At 42.8% G+C, this 18,548-nt stretch carries 20 protein-coding genes; 8 read left to right on the forward strand and 12 right to left on the reverse strand.

Annotation, left to right across the window (positions count from 1 at the left end):
* Positions 1-275 precede the first annotated feature (275 nt).
* The 4 genes from N477_RS02005 to N477_RS02020 all read left to right on the forward strand — a co-directional run bounded on the left by N477_RS02005 (position 276) and on the right by N477_RS02020 (position 2,250).
* Complete coding sequence (locus N477_RS02005) at positions 276-809, forward strand: glutathione peroxidase (RefSeq protein ID WP_063360953.1); 534 nt, start codon at positions 276-278, stop codon at positions 807-809.
* 71 nt (positions 810-880) lie between these two features.
* Positions 881-1,162, forward strand: a complete 282-nt coding sequence (locus N477_RS02010; protein ID WP_063360954.1) for a peptidylprolyl isomerase — start codon at positions 881-883, stop codon at positions 1,160-1,162.
* Positions 1,163-1,301: 139 nt separating this feature from the next.
* A complete protein-coding gene (locus N477_RS02015; protein WP_063360955.1) occupies positions 1,302-1,880 on the forward strand; it encodes a glutathione S-transferase family protein in 579 nt (192 codons plus the stop codon).
* A 19-nt stretch (positions 1,881-1,899) separates the two neighbouring features.
* Positions 1,900-2,250, forward strand: coding sequence for a DUF2750 domain-containing protein (locus N477_RS02020; RefSeq protein ID WP_063360956.1), 351 nt, complete (start codon positions 1,900-1,902; stop codon positions 2,248-2,250).
* On the opposite strand, the gene N477_RS02025 is transcribed toward N477_RS02020, so the two are convergent.
* From N477_RS02025 to ndk, 10 genes are all read right to left on the reverse strand, one after another.
* Positions 2,227-2,616: a VOC family protein gene (locus N477_RS02025; RefSeq protein WP_063360957.1), complete on the reverse strand. Its 390-nt coding sequence runs from the start codon at positions 2,614-2,616 to the stop codon at positions 2,227-2,229. The two genes, N477_RS02020 and N477_RS02025, sit on opposite strands and share 24 nt — an antisense overlap.
* Before the next feature lie 182 nt (positions 2,617-2,798).
* A complete protein-coding gene (der, locus tag N477_RS02030; RefSeq protein ID WP_063360958.1) occupies positions 2,799-4,271 on the reverse strand; it encodes a ribosome biogenesis GTPase Der in 1,473 nt (490 codons plus the stop codon).
* A 73-nt stretch (positions 4,272-4,344) separates the two neighbouring features.
* Positions 4,345-5,520 (reverse strand): outer membrane protein assembly factor BamB, encoded by a 1,176-nt coding sequence (gene bamB, locus N477_RS02035; protein WP_063360959.1) that lies wholly within the window; start codon positions 5,518-5,520, stop codon positions 4,345-4,347.
* Between the two features lie 9 nt (positions 5,521-5,529).
* Complete coding sequence (locus tag N477_RS02040) at positions 5,530-6,144, reverse strand: YfgM family protein (RefSeq protein WP_063360960.1); 615 nt, start codon at positions 6,142-6,144, stop codon at positions 5,530-5,532.
* A 9-nt stretch (positions 6,145-6,153) separates the two neighbouring features.
* Positions 6,154-7,431, reverse strand: a complete 1,278-nt coding sequence (hisS, locus tag N477_RS02045) for a histidine--tRNA ligase (RefSeq protein ID WP_081216375.1) — start codon at positions 7,429-7,431, stop codon at positions 6,154-6,156.
* Between the two features lie 143 nt (positions 7,432-7,574).
* Positions 7,575-8,696 (reverse strand): flavodoxin-dependent (E)-4-hydroxy-3-methylbut-2-enyl-diphosphate synthase, encoded by a 1,122-nt coding sequence (ispG, locus tag N477_RS02050; protein ID WP_039611838.1) that lies wholly within the window; start codon positions 8,694-8,696, stop codon positions 7,575-7,577.
* 5 nt (positions 8,697-8,701) lie between these two features.
* The gene (locus tag N477_RS02055) at positions 8,702-9,700 is read right to left on the reverse strand and encodes a RodZ domain-containing protein (RefSeq protein WP_063360961.1); all 999 of its coding nucleotides are present in this window, start codon (positions 9,698-9,700) and stop codon (positions 8,702-8,704) included.
* Complete coding sequence (pilW, locus tag N477_RS02060) at positions 9,697-11,385, reverse strand: type IV pilus biogenesis/stability protein PilW (RefSeq protein ID WP_081216376.1); 1,689 nt, start codon at positions 11,383-11,385, stop codon at positions 9,697-9,699. The genes N477_RS02055 and pilW overlap by 4 nt, the downstream gene beginning before the upstream one ends.
* A 67-nt stretch (positions 11,386-11,452) precedes the next feature.
* Positions 11,453-12,583 (reverse strand): bifunctional tRNA (adenosine(37)-C2)-methyltransferase TrmG/ribosomal RNA large subunit methyltransferase RlmN, encoded by a 1,131-nt coding sequence (locus N477_RS02065; protein ID WP_039611840.1) that lies wholly within the window; start codon positions 12,581-12,583, stop codon positions 11,453-11,455.
* A 190-nt stretch (positions 12,584-12,773) separates the two neighbouring features.
* The gene (ndk, locus tag N477_RS02070) at positions 12,774-13,205 is read right to left on the reverse strand and encodes a nucleoside-diphosphate kinase (RefSeq protein WP_023399882.1); all 432 of its coding nucleotides are present in this window, start codon (positions 13,203-13,205) and stop codon (positions 12,774-12,776) included.
* A gap of 216 nt (positions 13,206-13,421) precedes the next feature.
* On the opposite strand from ndk, the gene yegQ reads away from it, so the two are divergent.
* The 4 genes from yegQ (at position 13,422) to N477_RS02090 (ending at position 17,338) form a co-directional block, all read left to right on the forward strand.
* Complete coding sequence (yegQ, locus tag N477_RS02075; protein ID WP_063360962.1) at positions 13,422-14,780, forward strand: tRNA 5-hydroxyuridine modification protein YegQ; 1,359 nt, start codon at positions 13,422-13,424, stop codon at positions 14,778-14,780.
* A 2-nt stretch (positions 14,781-14,782) separates the two neighbouring features.
* The gene (locus N477_RS02080) at positions 14,783-15,040 is read left to right on the forward strand and encodes a YfhL family 4Fe-4S dicluster ferredoxin (protein ID WP_046356970.1); all 258 of its coding nucleotides are present in this window, start codon (positions 14,783-14,785) and stop codon (positions 15,038-15,040) included.
* Between the two features lie 204 nt (positions 15,041-15,244).
* The gene (locus N477_RS02085; protein WP_063360963.1) at positions 15,245-16,396 is read left to right on the forward strand and encodes a M23 family metallopeptidase; all 1,152 of its coding nucleotides are present in this window, start codon (positions 15,245-15,247) and stop codon (positions 16,394-16,396) included.
* A 225-nt stretch (positions 16,397-16,621) separates the two neighbouring features.
* On the forward strand, positions 16,622-17,338 hold the full coding sequence (locus tag N477_RS02090) for a helix-turn-helix transcriptional regulator (protein WP_063360964.1): 717 nt from the start codon (positions 16,622-16,624) through the stop codon (positions 17,336-17,338).
* Here the strand turns inward: N477_RS02090 and N477_RS02095 are convergent.
* Together N477_RS02095 and N477_RS02100 are read right to left on the reverse strand one after the other, a co-directional pair.
* A complete protein-coding gene (locus tag N477_RS02095) occupies positions 17,304-18,134 on the reverse strand; it encodes a CsgG/HfaB family protein (protein ID WP_063360965.1) in 831 nt (276 codons plus the stop codon). The genes N477_RS02090 and N477_RS02095 overlap by 35 nt on opposite strands.
* Complete coding sequence (locus N477_RS02100; RefSeq protein WP_419555229.1) at positions 18,134-18,547, reverse strand: curli assembly protein CsgF; 414 nt, start codon at positions 18,545-18,547, stop codon at positions 18,134-18,136. The genes N477_RS02095 and N477_RS02100 overlap by 1 nt, the downstream gene beginning before the upstream one ends.
* Position 18,548: the final 1 nt, after the last annotated feature.

Here is an 18,548-nt window from a genome sequence, read left to right on the forward strand (position 1 = left end):
TAGCCCAAATTAGCAAATGCAAAGGACTAATCAAACATACATCACAGTATAAGCACATACATATATCACCTTAAAGCCGCTCCTGACTTGAGTACCCTTATCAATATAGAGTAATAACTCTTTGCCATCTTTTGTGATAACCTAGCTGTGCTTAACATAGCCCCGGATATGATGATTAATTTACGATTCAACGTATTAAAGCGGGCCCTAATTTTCTAACAAAATGAACTATTTCTTTTGTCACTCGTAAATAAAAATAAACAACGGAACTTATCATGCTAAAAAGAACGATTATCAGCCTTGCTTTGGCACTGAGCAGCCCTTTCGCCTTTGCAAATTGTAACGACTTTACTGATGTTGACGTTAGAAAGTTACGCTCAAAAGAAACAGTAAACCTATGCCAGTTTAAAGACAAACCTTTGCTTCTGGTTAATACGGCAAGCAATTGCGGGTTCACAGGCCAATTCAAAGACCTTGAAGCACTTCACCAAAAATATAAAGACAAAGGCCTAGTGGTCGTCGGCTTCCCTTCAGATGATTTCTTCCAAGAGGAAAATGATGAAGCGGATACCGCAAAAGTATGCTTCGTCAATTACGGTGTGACATTTACTATGATGGCGACGAGCCCAGTGCGCGGGGATGATGCTAACCCAATATTCAAGCATCTGGGAGAGCAAGTAGGATCACCAAAGTGGAATTTTTATAAGTACCTTGTCTCTGCTGATAGAAAAGAAATTCAACGCTTTGGCAGCCGTACTAAGCCGCTATCTGATGAGCTAACCAGTGCAATTGAAAAGCAAATCAGGTAAAAGCATGCGTTTTTACCACTTTTGCATTAGAATAAGGTATGAATAAAAATCAGGCAAGGCATGGAGAGAAGATGACATTAGCAAGTGCAAGACATATTTTAGTAGATAGCGAAGCACAATGTTTAGAATTAAAGCAGCGGATTGCTGGCGGTGAAGACTTTGCAGACTTAGCAAAAGAGTTTTCTAATTGTCCATCCGGGCAAGATGGTGGCGCACTTGGTGAGTTTGGACCTGGAATGATGGTACCAGAATTCGATAAGGTGGTATTTTCTGCCCCGTTAAATGAAGTGCAGGGACCTGTACAAACACAGTTTGGGTATCACCTGCTTGAGGTGACGTCCCGTCAGGACTAAACAACAAGAGGGTAGTTAATAAGCTACCCTTATTTCTTTCAAGTTTAACTTAGTCAAAAATATATAATATCAACTTCTTTCTGACTCGAAACCATGTCGTGCTACACTCATAAACAAATAATTTATGAGGGAACACACTGTGATTTTATACGGCTCCGATACATCTCCTTATGTCAGAAGATTAAGAATCTATTGCGGTATTCACAATCTCACCGTTGATTATAAGCCCATTGATATCTTCAACGCACAAGACAGAGAAATTCTCATCAAGCATAATCCTGCGCGTAAAATTCCATTTTTAATCTGTGCCGAACAGGCGATATGTGATTCAAATGTGATTGTCAGATATCTACAAGATAAATTTTCTCTCCCACATCTAAATTGGCAGCAAGAGAACTTGCTTACTACCATCAACGCCTGTAATGACTCACTGATTGAGATACTGCTTGGACAACGCTCAGGATTTGACACCCAATCAGATGTTTTATTTTTTAATTTACAGCGAGAGCGTATAACTGAAACATTGGCTTATTTAGATAAGCAATGTGCAACAGACGTATTTTTGAACTGCGAGTATTTGCAGATCAGTTTATACTGCTTGCTAGACTGGATCCGATTCAGAGACCTAGCTGATATTAGTCATTTACATGGGCTACTCTCGCATCTAGAAACATGGCAGCAAAATGCATTCGCCCAAGAAACGGATCCCCGCAGTTAATTTTTTACTGGTAACTAATATGAATGATCTTGAATTAGAATCTGAAGTGGTCAATTTTGTCACTGTCGTTAAACAAAGTGAGCAATTATGGGCACTAGGTGCTGAAGATGGCGGCTTTGTCATTGTTGAATCAAATCAATTTGAAGAATCTGATGTTTTGCTCTTGTGGGGTGACGAAGCCGCTGCACAAGCGCAATGTAAAGATGAATGGGAAGAGTTTAAACCCATTGCTATCGACCTAGATCCATTCCTTGACGAATGGGTTGAGGATTTAAGAGATGACAATGCACTGGTTGGAATTAATTGGAATGATGACAATGTATGCGTTGAAATTGAACCTGTTAGCCTAGCTCGCGCACTCGCTGACTAAAGCAATAAGCGTCCCTTCTATTGCGCGTACATATGCTTGTATATGTACGCCTTTTTGACACGGTGCAGATAGTGGCTCAGCGCCAGCTGCAACTGCCTTGTCATAGCAACTCGATACATTTTCACAACCGAGCGTCAATTCAAACCCAAGAGCAGGTTGCTTTGGTTGAGAGCGAATATACGTTTGTTTAAACTGAGATTGTGCAACTGGATGCGTCGCAAACGCAAGTAAGACATTACCTGTATCCAACTCTCCATAGTCACCATTCTCTGTTACAGAATGTGCACTGAGTCCAAACGCTTGAAAGTAAAAATCCAAAACCTCTTCGACATCATCTACATAAATGACTGTTTTAAGAAAATGCATCACAACAATATGTTAAACAAATATATCATTAATAAAGCATAATTAATGAGCAGCGTAAAGACTACTATCAACTCAATGGCACTATTTTGCTAGCTCAGTAGAAATAAAATAAGCTGTTGATACACATACTCATTGAAAGCACGGTATGGTAGAAATGAAAATGGCGCATTACGCGCCATTTATTATGTTTTGTTTCTCTGCTCTTTCGTAAACGCTCGCAGTTTACGTTTTTGCGATAAGGTCATTTTATTAGTTCGACCTGAGTAAGGGTTATCCCCTTCCCTGAACTCTATTTTTATTGGCGTGCCCATAATGTTCAACGCTTTTCGGTAATAGTTCATCAAATAGCGTTTATAGCTATCAGGTAGATCATGTACCTGGTTACCATGGATAACAATCCTAGGTGGATTGTAACCACCGGCGTGAGCATATTTAAGCTTAACACGACGACCACGTACGAGAGGTGGTTGGTGGTCAGCTTGAGCCATATCCATAATACGTCTAAGCATCGCTGTGCTGACACGCTTAGTCGCAGACTCATAAGCCTCATCAACTGACTCAAATAAATGACCAACACCCGTGCCATGTAACGCAGAGATAAAGTGTAACCTAGCAAAGTCGATAAAGCCTAAACGGCGGTCTAACTCTGATTTAATACGCTCTTTAACATAGTTATCCAAGCCATCCCATTTGTTCACAGCAATGACCAGTGAACGACCAGAATTTAGTGCAAAACCGAGTAGACTTAAGTCCTGATCAGAAATACCTTCTCGTGCATCAACCACCAATAAGATCACATTCGCGTCTTCAATTGCTTTCAATGTTTTGATCACTGAAAACTTTTCAACAACATCACTGACTTTTTTACGCTTACGAACACCCGCTGTATCAATTAACACGTACTCTCGGTCATTGCGCGTCATCGGGATATAAATAGAATCTCGCGTTGTGCCTGGCATGTCATAAACAATAACACGCTCTTCACCTAGAATACGGTTTGTTAGTGTAGACTTACCTACGTTCGGGCGACCAATGATCGCTAATTTTACTGGTTTGTCTTCAAAACCTGTTTTGCCCTCTTCTGGCGCTTCTTCGCCTTCAAGGTAAAGTTCAGCAATACTTTCATCGTCTTGTTCAATATCATCTTCTTGCTGTGCAAGCTCAGCAATCGTTGGACCTAGTGTTGCGTCCAATAATTGCGTAACACCGCGCCCATGCGCAGCCGCAATTTGATGAATGTCACCCAAAGCAAGTTGATAAAACTCAGCACAACTAGAATCAGCGTCTATGCCATCTGTTTTGTTGGCAACAATGAAACTTTTCTTTTCTTGCTTCCTTAAATGCTGTGCAATAGCTTGATCCGCAGCTGTCATACCAGCACGAGCATCTACTAAAAACAGCACGACATCAGCTTCTTCAATCGCCAAAAGCGACTGCTCAGCCATCTCCGTTTCAATGCCTTCCTCACTGCCATCAATACCACCTGTATCAACAACAATGAATTCGTAACCATCGTAATCAGCCTGACCGTATTTACGATCGCGTGTTAGACCTGGAAAGTCGGCAACAAGTGCGTCACGAGTACGCGTTAAACGATTAAATAATGTGGACTTACCCACATTTGGTCGCCCTACCAGAGCGATCACAGGAAGCATAGACTACCTCTTCTTTAAACAACAAAAGGCTTCGCAGTGCGAAGCCTTACTAAAACCTTTACGTCAGGGATGATTAAGGGATTTTTATCGCACTGATCTCACCATCTCGGGTGTATACGATCAACTTATCATCAACGATAATGGGTTCAACAAAAAAGCCTGAACTATCAAACTCTTGTCTAGAAACTAAATCACCAGTTTGCTTATCAAGCCAGTGTAAGTTACCTTCCTGATCACCCACTACAACATAATTACCGGCAACCGCTGGGGCAGTTAAATACCAGCCTCTCAAGCCAGCTTGACTCCAACGCTCGGTGCCTGAGTCTTTATCTAGAGCATAGAGCACACCATCACTATCTACCAAGTAAATAGTATTTAATTCAATCGCTAAATCACGATAGCTGCTGTACTCACGATCCCAAACTACGTTGCCATTACGCACATCAATGGCTGCAAGTTTGCCATTATACGCTATCGTGTAGACATACGCACCGGATACAACAGGTTTTGTGTCAACATCAACCAAGCGCTCGAACTCAGATGCCCCTTCCGCCAGTGCAACATCCGTGCTCCAAGCTGTAAATCCGCTCTCAGCGATCAGTACACTCAGCTTACCGCTTTCTTCACCAATCAATACACCGCCATTAGCAGATGTAGGTGAACTCAAGCCACGAAGTGTTAAAGCAGGGACTTCTTGCTCATAGCTCCAACGCTCTTCGCCTGTATCTGGGTGCAAAGCAAGTAACTTACCCGAGCCCAAGTTGACATAAACCAAGCCATCACCAGCACTTGGTGAAGATAACGCTTCACCTGGCACCGACTTACGCCAGACTAATTCGCCTGTTTCACGGTCAAGTGCAATTACCTCACCATGCTCTGAACCTATGTATATTTTGCCATATGCTTGCAAAATACCACCTGATAACTTTGCAGAGTCATCGTCAGCCCAAGGCCAAATTGAGGTGTCTTGTCGCGTATCAATTTCCCACAACTGGTCACCGCTTTCTGCATTATATGCTGCAACTCGCCCTTTTCGCTCAGCAGCAAAAATACGGTCGCCATGCGCAGTCGGTGTCAGACGCGAAAAGTAATGCTCAACGCCATTGCCCAGTGATTCTTGCCAAACTGTTTGAGGTTCAAATTGATTGACAATCTCTGGGAGCACCAACTCTTCTTCATCATCACTCGATGAACAACCCATTAACGATGCCATACACAATGCCAGTGAGGCCATTGTCAACTTCTTCATGGCTACTCCTTAGTTAGATGCGATTGCTAAGTCATCCAATTTTATTTGCAGTAACGCATTGTTCTCTGCGCCACCTGCATCAATTGCTGTTTGATAATGCTCACGCGCCTTATCTTTGTCGCCTTGCGATACGTAAATATCACCTTTGATTTCCGCAATTTGTGCATTAAAGCCAGCTGGAACAGGTTGAGACAACGTTGTTAAGGCTTGCTCTGCATTGCCTTGAGCGACTTGTACACGTGCTAGGCGAAGTACAGCAGTTGCTTTTAACTCTGGGCTTTTTACAGTATCGACAATGAATTGTAGCTTTTCAGCTGCTTGTGCGAGTTCGCCTTTATCAACCGCTTCTTTGGCTGCGACAAATGCCGCCAGTACTGAATAGTTTGAGTCCGCATTCTCTGTTAAAAATGCATCGCTTTTCGAAAGCACTTCACCGCTCTCAATTAACGACTTATATGCTTCTGAGCTTGCTTCAGCTGAAGAAATTTGATTCTGGTTGTATGCTTTCCAACCATATAATCCACCTAGACCCAAAACAGCACCAATTACTAACGAAGTCCCGTTTTCTCTAAAAAAATTCTTTATCGCTTCAGCTTGTTGTTCTTCTGTTGAATAAATTTCCATTCTAACCTCTTACCCTACCAATTCGGCTAGCACGGCGTGCGCTTCAGCCATTGGCAAGATCAATTGTTCTTTTTGTTCGCGTAAATACTTTATTGTGACTGTACCGTTGGCTATTTCGTCTTCACCAAAAATAAGCGCAACAACTGCACCGCTATTATCAGCGCGCTTTAGTTGTTTTTTGAAGTTACCACCACCGGCATGCACTTGTACTCTCAGCCCTGGCACTGCATCACGTAATTGTTCAGCAATTGCAGGCGCTTGAATACTTGCAGCATCACCCATCGCAGCAACATACACATCCACATTGCGACGAATTTCACCAACACTGTTAAGCTCTTCTAGTAATAAAACCAGACGCTCCATACCCATGGCAAAACCAACTGCAGGTGTGCCTTTGCCACCGAGTTGCTCAACCAAGCCGTCATAACGACCACCGGCACAAACAGTGCCTTGTGCGCCTAGGCTATCAGTAACCCACTCAAATACAGTACGGTTATAATAGTCTAAACCACGTACCAAGTTTTCATTAACCTGATATTCGACGCCAGCGGCGTCTAAACGTTCACATAAATTTGCAAAATGTTGTACTGACTCTTCATCCAAGTGCTCAGAAAGCTTTGGTGCATCAGCAACAACCGCTTGTACTTCCGGATTTTTGCTATCTAAAACACGTAACGGGTTGGTGTACATGCGACGAAGTGAATCTTCATCTAGTCTATCTTTATGCTGTTCTAAATATGCAACTAACACTTCTTTGTATGCCGCACGCGCTTCATTAGAGCCTAAAGAGTTTAGCTCTAAACGTACATGCTCAGAGATACCAAACGCTTTCCATAAGCGCGCAGTTAGGATAATAACTTCAGCATCAATATCTGCAGTGGCAACACCGAAAGTCTCTACACCAAACTGATGGAACTGACGATAGCGGCCTTTTTGCGGACGTTCACGACGAAACATAGGGCCCATATACCAAAGCCTTTGCTCTTGGTTGTACAGTAAGCCACCTTCGACACCCGCGCGTACACACACCGCAGTCCCCTCTGGACGTAAAGTCAGAGTATCACCATTGCGGTCTTCAAATGTATACATTTCTTTTTCAACGATATCAGTTACTTCACCGATAGAACGTTTAAACAAATCTGTAGATTCAACCACTGGGAAACGAATTTCCTGATAGCCAAAAGCGCCCATTGTATCTCTTAATGTCGCTTCAATTTTTTGCCAGATCTGAGTCGTGCCTGGCAGGCAATCTTTCATGCCACGAATTGCCTTAATTTGCTTTGCCACTGAAATTCCTAATTTTTAACTATTCTTTTCTCAAAATTACAAGCGCAGGATACAATAAAACCCTGAATACGGTACGAGTAAATGCCTCTATTATACCCTGCTCGATTAAAACGTAAACGAAATAAATTCAACCTACAAAAGGCTTATTCTTCAATGATTTTTACGTCTATGCTTGGTTGCGCTTCTTTTTTTGCAACATAGTCTCGCACCTGCTCTTCGAGTTGCTCAACAATATTGTCATTGTCAATTCGTGTTTTCTGACGCTCACCATTAATATAGAGTCCAGAGCGTCGATTCGCACCAGCTAAGCCCAAGTCACTCACGAGTGCTTCACCAGGGCCATTCACGACACAGCCAATCACAGAAACAGTGATAGGCGAGATGATATCTTCTAACCTTTCTTCTAGCTGATTCATAGTATTAACAACATCAAACTCTTGTCTTGAACAGCTTGGGCAAGCGATAAAGTTAATGCCACGAGAACGGATCCGCAAAGATTTTAGAATATCAAAACCCACTTTGATCTCTTGTACTGGGTCAGCGGCAAGCGATACACGTAACGTGTCACCAATGCCCTCAGCCAGTAGCATGCCTAATCCAACCGCTGATTTCACAGAGCCCGCTCTAAAACCGCCAGCTTCAGTAATACCAAGGTGAAGGGGCTGATCAATTTCTTTGGCAAGCAAACGATATGCGCCTACCGCTAAAAATACGTCTGACGCTTTAACGGACACTTTGAATTGATCAAAGTTTAGTCTTTGAAGAATTTCTACATGACGCATCGCAGACTCAAGCAATGCCTCTGGTGTTGGCTCACCATACTTCTCTTGCAAATCACGTTCAAGCGAGCCACCATTTACCCCGATTCGAATAGGGATATTTCGCTCTTGCGCGGCGTCTACAACGGCTCTAATTCGGTCTTCACTGCCTATATTACCAGGATTAATGCGCAAGCAATCAACACCATACTGTGCCACTTTTAACGCAATACGGTAATCAAAATGAATGTCTGCAACCAGTGGGATATCAACTTGTTCTTTGATGCTTTTGAAAGCCTCAGCGGCATCCATGGTTGGTACTGATACACGAACGATGTCTGCACCTGCATCTTGAATGGCACGGATCTGGGCTACTGTGGCATCTACATCGAGTGTATCCGTATTTGTCATTGATTGCACAGCAATTGGAGCGCCATCACCAATGGGGACATTACCCACGTTGATACGTGTAGATTTTCTTCGTTTAATGGGAGATTCTGAAAACATGACGACTACTCTGCTAACGGTAATTTAAACTTTGCTAAACGGTTTCTTGGTAACCCTGAAATATCGACTGGTTGACCATCCAACTCGATATTAACCACTTGATGTTTGCCTAAAACAACAGAAAAAGGCGCTTGACCTGTCACTGTCATTGTATATCCAGCCTTTTTTACACCAAATGCAACGCGCTCTTCGGTTGCATCAAAAATTTCGACCCAGCTATCTTCTTCAAAAAACATGACAACCGTACTTTGTTCAAGCGCAGTTGCATTTGATTCAACAGCCACAGCCGCAATTGGCTCGTTCTGCACACTCTGACCATTATCTTCAATGACGATCGGTGCAACTTCAGCTGTGCGCTCAGGCATAACGCCGGAGTCTGACTCATCGCCTGGCACAACCTCCGCTATTGTGTTGTCAATCACGGGCTGCGGCTCTGATGCTGGCATATTCAAGTTAGCGGTGTCGGTGTTTTGCACCGGTGTATTGATTGCTTGCGTATCCAAACCAGTTGAGCGCTCTAGAGTACGCGCTGCAGCTACAGAACTTGACGCTGAAGCCTGTTCAGTTAACCCGCTGACGTCATCAGAACTATCGCCATTGCTTGCAGTTTGCCACCACCAAAATGCTGATAAGCCAACAAACACTACTAACATTAAATAGCTGACGATCATCAATCGACTATCGTTGGCTTCTTTTTCAGTGCGCCTTGAAAAGCTCTTCATATTTCGCTTTTGCTCAGGGATATCTGACGACTCATATAGCGCGAGTACTTGCTCACTTTCCAAGCCTAAAAACGCACTGTAACTTTTAACGTAGCCGCGCACAAATGTTTCAGGTCCCAAGCTCTGATACTCATCATTTTCAAGCTTGGTAATTTGCGTATGGTTTAATTTTAAACGGGCAGCAATGTCATCAAAACTAAGGTTTTGCTCAGCTCTGGCTTTTGCTAGGGTCTGACCGAGTGACATTGACTCACTCGTCGTTTCATTCTCTTCTAAATTCATAAGATATAGTTATTGGGATCTACTATTAAAATGCGTCGCCCAGGCGTTAGGGCAACATCAGGTGTTAATCTGTTCCAGCGCATCAAATCATCGATGAGTAACTTGTGCTTCATTGCAATATCAAACAATGACTCTCCTTTGACAATTGCATGTGTCGTGTTAGGGTCATTTAAATAAATAACTTGATCAACGGACACCCTGTCTGACTTTTTCAACGCATTCCATTTTAGCAACTTTTCGAGCTTAATATTATATTTTACAGACACACTGAATAAGTTTTCTCCCATTTCGATGCGATGCGTTGGCACCTCGGGAAGTAGTACTTCTTCATTTAGTAATCGTCCAGAGCTATCATGCTCTACATGACGCACTTGTGGTTGCTGCGAAAACGTTATTTTACTCGGGTCAATACGGTGAAACACAACTTGCTCGGAGTCGGCTGCTTTTTTAGTCGTTGTTGAGAAACGTACCTTCGGCTCTTCCGTCGCTGTACTGATAACGTTCTCATCCAACTTAGTCACTTCACGGGAAGGTACTGTACTCACTGAGCGTGAACCACTCGTGAACACTTGAGGCTCAGATGAAACTGGCTCAGTCACTGTTGTAGTGCGATGCTGTATTTCAGCTTTTTGTGGCACATCATCCCGTGTTTTTGTCAGTAAAGAACGAGCAGTCAAAGTCGTGGCTGTGGGCCTTTCACTGGGCTGTTTTTGCGTTTTATCAACAACGGGAGTTGGTACCTTTCGCTTTATCTTAATTTGAGGATTAGCCACCACACGATTCTCATCAAGTTGAGTGATTTTATTGAGTTGAGCAGTTCTATATTGCTCTTTTAATTGCTCAAATTCACTTAACTGTAATGTATTATTCAGTACTAAACGCGCTTCAACAGAACTTGGATAAGTTTGTAATAGCAAAGTCTCTAATTCCTGGGCATATTGCAATCGACCCATTCTGGCCGACAATAAATGCTCAAGCAGCATTCCTCGTGCTGATACAAACCCTTTATTGGCATAGACCTTTAATACATCTTCAGCTCGGTGTAACTCACTTTTTGCATAAAACACACTGGCCATCAAAATCAACACAGACTGACGCTGCGAGTTATGGTCTAAAGCACGTTTCAAATAATCTAGCGCGAGGTCAAAGTTGTCTTGACGCAATGCGCACAAAGCGAGATTTTCATAACTCTCTGCCACACGCAAATAACTGGGAATATCGATGGCCTTAAAAAACTGTTCCGTCGCCGCATCGTAATCGCCTATGCGACATAAAAAAGCGCCATAGTTGTTACGCGTGTTGGGATCATTCGGGCCATATTTTAGGGCGCTAATATACGCGCTTTGTGCTTTTTCATTTTCGCCAACTTGCTCAAAATAGTAAGCAAGTGCATAGTGACTTTCAGGTAATTTTGGGGCTAGGGTTAAAGCTCGGTCAAGGTTATATTTTGCTTGAGTATTGTTACCCGTATTAAGGTACTGTAAGGCAAGGGCAATACGGGTTTTAGCCGCATCTTGGTTGTTGGTCTTCTTCTGCACCACAGGCTTGTTATTGTTGGCGTAACGTGTCTCCGTTACACAACCACTTAAACTCGTTAATATCGCGACACCACAAATACCGCTCAGCAAACGCTGAGGTGCACAAAACGCGAACTGAGTGAGTAAACCATCCTTTAAAGCAGGCATTGACCACCTTTTTGCTAAGACACAGTGACTCTATCTTACCTGAAAGCCACTGTGTTTCATCTATTTTTTAGCCTACTTTTACTGCTATCGAATTATCTTGGTTTTGCTGCTTTCTCACCACACGTTTGGTTCTATCAACAACATCACCCACTAATTGGCCGCAAGCAGCATCAATGTCGTCACCGCGTGTGCGTCGAACAATACAAGTTAGGCCCGCAGCCTGTAACACTTTAGAGAAGCGATCGATTCTGCTATTACTCGAACGGCCGTATTCATTGCCCGGGAATGGGTTGAATGGGATCAAGTTAATTTTCGACGGTGTACCCTTCAATACTTGCACCAGCTCGTGTGCATGATCTGTGCTGTCATTCACACCTTGCAACATCACGTACTCAATAGTGACATCTTTGTTTGCTTTTGAACCATCGATATAACGACGACATGCCGCTAAAAACTCTTCAATCGGGTATTTCTTGTTGATTGGAACTAACTCGTCGCGCAGTGGATTATTCGGCGCATGAAGAGAAATCGCTAAAGCAACATCAATTTTCTCTTTTAAAATATCGAGTGCTGGTACTACCCCAGATGTACTTAGAGTAACTCGACGCTTAGACAAGCCAAACGCCCAGTCATCCATCATTAATTCCATCGCAGGCACAACATTATTGATGTTTAGCAGTGGCTCACCCATGCCCATCATTACAACGTTAGTAATGGGTCGCTTAGTGCTATCACCATCATGCAGACCAATGTCTGTTGCGACACGCCATACCTGACCGATGATTTCAGATACCTTTAAATTACGGTTAAAGCCTTGCTGCGCAGTTGAGCAGAAAGTGCATTCAAGCGCACACCCAACCTGAGATGATACACATAAAGTGGCACGGTCTTTTTCTGGGATCCAAACAGTTTCAACTTCTTGACCACCTTCTAGGATCATCGCGTACTTAATCGTGCCATCACTTGCGACCTGCTTGACAGAAATCTCAGGTGCTTTGATTTCACATTGGCTCTGTAATTTAGCTCGTAACTTTTTATTGATATTGCTCATATCATCAAAGTTATCGACCCCAAAATGATACATCCACTTCATCACCTGATCGGCGCGGAATGGCTTTTCGCCAAATGAAGCAAATAACTCGCGCATCCCCTCGCGGTTTAAATCTAATAGGTTAATTTTTTTCTCAGTCGTGGCCATGAAACAACCTCAGTTCAGGTGACGGATTGAACAACATAAATAAAAGCGCGCAATTGTACAAAAATCAATCAAGCATCGCAATGATGTAATCGCTTTCAAAAACATCCCAATTGCTTTTCAAAACGATCAATACGTATTAAAGGGATTAAAAAAGGGCCCGAGAGCCCTTTTTCATCTGCTCAACTCGAAATTAACGAGTACGTGGGCAGATTTCTTCATCGCTGAAGAAGTAAGCGATTTCGCGAGCAGCTGATTCAGTCGCGTCTGAACCGTGTACCGCGTTTTCGTCGATGCTGTCAGCGTAGTCAGCACGTAAAGTACCAGCTAGTGCTTCTGCTGGGTTAGTAGCACCCATGATTTCACGGTTCTTACGAACTGCGTCTTCACCTTCAAGAACCTGAACCATTACTGGACCAGAAGTCATGAACTCAACTAGTGCACCGAAGAAAGGACGCTCTTTGTGCTCTGCGTAGAAACCTTCAGCTTTCTCTTGAGAAAGGTGAACCATTTTAGAAGCAACGATCTTAAGACCAGCAGACTCGAAACGGTTGTAGATTGCACCGATGTGGTTTTTAGCTACCGCATCAGGCTTAACGATTGAAAAAGTACGCTCTAAAGCCATCTTTTTAGCTCCAATAATAATTGTTGATATTTACGGGCGCGAATTATACGCGCTTTAGACGTAAAAGCCCACACCCTTGTTAAAATACACTGTGTATTGCTCTGAATTAAACCTGATCTACGTCAAAATCCCCCTTGCCAATCTCACTTATACTGCGCCGCTTTTTAATTCCCCCAGCAGCTGGCTTGTACCCAGTTCAATGTATGAGGTCTAGAAATGTTTGTACCAGAGCTACTATCACCGGCAGGCAGTTTAAAGAATATGCGTTACGCTTTTGCGTATGGCGCAGATGCCGTTTACGCCGGACAGCCAAGATACAGTTTGCGTGTGCGCAACAATGAATTTGATTTAGCGAACCTTGAGATCGGCATAAACGAAGCCCACCAGCAAAATAAAAAGCTCTATGTGGTGTCGAATATTGCACCGCACAATAGCAAGGTAAAAACCTATTTAAGAGATATAGAGCCTGTCATAGCAATGAAACCTGATGCATTGATCATGTCAGATCCAGGGTTAATCATGTTGGTTCGTGAAAAATGGCCAGATATGCCCATTCACCTCTCAGTGCAAGCCAATGCTGTAAATTATGCCTCTGTACAGTTTTGGGCAAATCAAGGGATTGAACGTGTTATCTTATCTCGAGAACTCTCACTTGAAGAAATCGCTGAAATTCGTGCCTTGTGTCCACAAACAGAATTAGAGGTTTTTGTCCATGGTGCGCTGTGTATGGCGTACTCTGGCCGCTGTTTGCTCTCTGGTTATATTAACAAACGCGATCCAAACCAAGGGACTTGTACCAATGCCTGTCGCTGGAGCTATGATGTCAAACAAGGGCAAGAAACCGAATTAGGCGATGTCGTACATAAAGTTGACCCAAAAGCGGTGATCCCAACGCTTGGCGAAGGTCAACCAACCGATCAGGTGTTCATGTTAGAAGAGCAAGGCCGCCCAGGTGAATTTATGCCTGCATTTGAAGATGAACATGGCACTTACATCATGAATTCAAAAGATTTACGCGCAGTGCAATACGTGGATCAATTGACCAAGATGGGCGTACACAGTTTAAAGATTGAAGGCAGAACGAAATCATTTTATTACGTTGCCAGAACAGCTCAAGTGTATCGCAAAGCGATTGATGATGCCGTTGCAGGTAAGCCGTTTGACCCTATCCTGATGCGCACGTTAGAAAACCTTGCTCACCGAGGTTATACCGAAGGTTTCTTAAAACGTCATGCACATCAGGATTATCAAAACTATGAATACGGTCACTCGATTTCTGACAAGCAGCAATTTGTCGGCGAAATCTTAGGCCGAAACAATAATGGCTTGGTCGACATTGATGTGAAAAACAAATTCTGTACCGGGCACAGCTTAGAGCTCATGACCCCACAAGGGAATATTGCTTTTAACTTAGAGCATATGGAAAACAAAAAAGGTGAAACCATCACCGATGCCAAAGGCTCTGGACATATAGTACAAATTCCATTGCCAGAAGACATCAACTTAGACCATGCTATTTTAATGCGTAATTTGGGCACCGACGAAGACACGCGCAATCCATTTAAAAAGGCATAAATATGGCGCTGCTCATTACCAGCAAATGCATCAACTGTGATATGTGCGACCCTGAATGTCCAAACCAAGCAATTTACATGGGCAGTAAAGTTTATGAAATTGACCCTGATAAATGTACAGAGTGTGTAGGTCACTATGATCAGCCCACATGTGTCAGCGTATGTCCAATAGATTGCATTAAGCCAGACCCAAATCACTTGGAAAGCCTTGATACCTTGGCAGACAAGTACCTTCGTCTAACCGGTCAATTAGACCAGTAATCTACCTATTGGCAAACACCATTATTTCAGATGGTGTTTGTCCATTGCGTCATGCCATTATTGCGACATTCTTCATTATCCTCTCTATTTGTACTTTTTATTATACAAACCCCCTTGTTTAGTGCTTAAGCTCTTATTTTACAATTTTGTTACTTCTCGATATACACATAAAAGCAGTACAAAAAACAATCAAGAGGATACAACATGAAATCACCTATTAATAAAATGGCCGCAGTACTACCTGCACTCATATTCACCTCCATAACAGCCCATGCCGAGGGACAGCACCTTGATATCACGCCCTTCAATTTTAACCCACAAACATTACAACAACTGAGCATAAACCCACTTATTCAAGTAGATGAAACACAATTTATTTTTACCAATGAATTATTAAATGAAGACTGGAGCGCTTTTCTTTACAGCGAAGCGCCGCATCTACTTGAACACCAAGACGCACTGCTACATTGGGCTGGATACACCAGCATCAACCCCAAGCTACTACTCGCCCTCATGGAGCATGCAAGTCAGCTCATCAGTGCACCAAGTCAAAAATCTTTATTGAAACCATTCGCAAATTGGTCTGAAAAAACCGGGTTCTCACAACAGCTCAAAGATGTGGCATTGCAACTGAACCAGCGTTTCTATGCGTTTGAGGAACATGCAGCTCATCACAGTGCAATCAAAAGTAACGCGGCCACAGTTGCACTTTCAAGCTTGTTAGGTAGTCCACAAGCACTGGCATCATTTGCATCTCAATATAAATTGTTAGTGTCAAAAGATTTATTCTCACCCAAAGAAACACGCTTCACACCAAAGAGCAATATACCCAGCAATGGCTTTTCAATGAATTTGCCTTGGCCTTCAGGTTATACCTGGACCAGTGGAGGAGCACATTCACATACAGGCTCTGGTTATCCTTATTCATCATTAGATTTTAACAATGGGTCTGGTGGGTGGGGCTCCAATACCCCTTGGGTGCAAGCTTCCCACGAAGGAAGAGTCACTCGCTATTCAGCATGTAATATCCGAGTCACGCATCCAAGTGGATACGCGACTCAGTATTACCACATGGATAATTTACAATACAGCTCAGGTGATTATGTCTCTGCAGGTGCTTGGCTTGGACGCTATGCCAACAACCGAAATATGGCACTTTGCCAAGGCGGTCAATCTAGCGGCCCACATGTACACTTCTCTTTGCTGTACAACGGCCGTTTTGTGTCGTTACATAACACTTATATCAGTGGTTACCGCATTGATGTTGGCAATTATAATTATGATAGCAATTGCTATCGCTTTTACTTTGAGAAAAATGGCTATAAGACTTGCGCTTGGTCTGGGTTATACCATTAAATTTTACAATAACAAATGACGCAAAAGGTCGTTTTTCAGCGACCTTATTATCATTTTATACTCGTTATCCTGTCAAAAACACTGCGTTACCTCACACTTTTGTATAACCATACTTTATAATTAATTTGTGATACTATTAAAATAAATTGAAAATTAAAGCTAAACTTATTGTGAAAAATATGTATATTTAAAAGTAATGGGAACAACGAGAGGTCGTCTCAAAATATGAAAGCGATTGAAACTAGCAACAAGGAAGTTAGTCTATTTGTTTTAACTCACAACAAAACCGATACACAAGATTTTGAATTCATCCGGTTTGTAAAAATACTCGAAGCCACTAGTAGCCAAATAAAAATAGATACACGCTTACCCGACCACACATTACGTGATCAATTTGACTTATATTTAGTTGATATCAGCCATCGCGAATGTCAAGACTTACTCAGTGCAGAAGTGAGTGCACTGGCATCACAACAAAATGTTTTACTATTTAACGCACAAGCCAATCTGGTTAACGAGCAGACAGCACTGCTGGCACGCATCAAGGGCGTCATTTACCAAAGTACCTCTGCGGAAAATATTTTTAAAGGGATCCAAAGAGTACTAAATGGTGAGCTGTGGTTTTGTCGCACCTCTATCTCACAGGCATTTAACGAACTTATCCAGCAGCTCCCAAATATACCTCGCTCTACTTCACTCGACGTTCAAGACACTGAATTAGACCTGCTTACCGCCAGAGAGAAGTCAGTTATCAAGTTATTGGCGAGCGGCGCGAAAAACGATGATATCGCAGACTCACTTAACATCAGCAGTCATACCGTAAAAACGCATATTTACAGTGCCTTTAAAAAGACTAACTCAAGAAACCGCATTGAGTTAGCCAATTGGGCACAAAAACACATTCCGCTTAACTCTGTACCAGCATCGACACAGCGTCATTAGAATTGGTATTTTGGGTTGCAATGTGTTCTTTTGCAGCCCATACACCGCGTTCAATGCCTTGCTCAACTATCATAGTCAGTGCTTTCTCGATTGCTTGGGTAACACAGATGTGCATTGGTTCATTTTCACTAAACCCAGCTTCTGCTTCGGCTAAACGTTTATAACTAACATAACGGAAAAAACCAGCACGCATTTCCATCGACAGCACGGTTTTAGTGGTTGCCACCGATAGCAGTACTTGCCCTGTACGCACATCAACCGCGCGCATATAAATGGAGATAACATCTTCTCGATAAAGTTCTGACGCGCCAATCCCAAAATACTCCATGCCTAAACCGCCGGTTTTCACATTAGAGTCATAACTGATGATCCCGCCCTCAAAAATAATTTTCGCCATGGTCAGAGGAGGCAAGCTCGCTGCTTTTTTTTGCTCATCTGTCATCGCAGCCCGGGTGATTTTGCGCTCAGTTAATAGATTTTGTAAGCCTTCACGCTCCACAGGAATAAACCATTGTGTTTCATGTAACGCTTGCATCAAAATTGAGTTTGCCCCTTGGGTCACCGCCGTGGAGAATGAACTCACATTGTCTTTTGGTTTATACTGACCGGTTTGGTCGCGAAATGAATAAACGGCAACGGGAATTTTGCCAATCGGCTCCGGCAAAGCCTTTAACGAGGCAAATTCATGGCTTTTTTCCAATGGCTTAGGCAAGCTTTGCGCTGGGGGTAAAACGGCTCCCAAACTACTACAGCCACTGAGTAAAACTAAACAAAACATTGTCACTACTTTATACATTAGCCAAACCTCGGCACTTCAATGATTGTGGTATCTCCATTATCAATGTGTTTGATCTGCACGGTGATCGAGTCAGGAGTGCTGGTGATGACCTGTATTTCGTAATCACCGCTAGTAAATGTCGAGTCTTCGTTAAAAATGCTATCTTCAACATCATCGCCAAACGCCATATCAGAAATTTCTCTGACCATACGATTGAGATAAGTGCGCTCTAATGACTCTTGAAAACGCTCACCATATGACTTTTCTATAATTGGCGCGCGATGTTTATTTTGAGCATTGGCTTTGTTAAGCAACATACTGGCATTGAGCGGATTACCGCCAAAGGACGGGTTAATTGGTTTATAAACTATTTCAGTTGCTGACACACTCAACGTGAAAAAAGATAAAGAGGCTAATATTATTGTTTTCATT

Origin of the sequence: Pseudoalteromonas luteoviolacea H33-S (assembly GCF_001625695.1) — a bacterium.
Taxonomy (GTDB): Bacteria; Pseudomonadota; Gammaproteobacteria; order Enterobacterales; family Alteromonadaceae; genus Pseudoalteromonas; species Pseudoalteromonas luteoviolacea_B.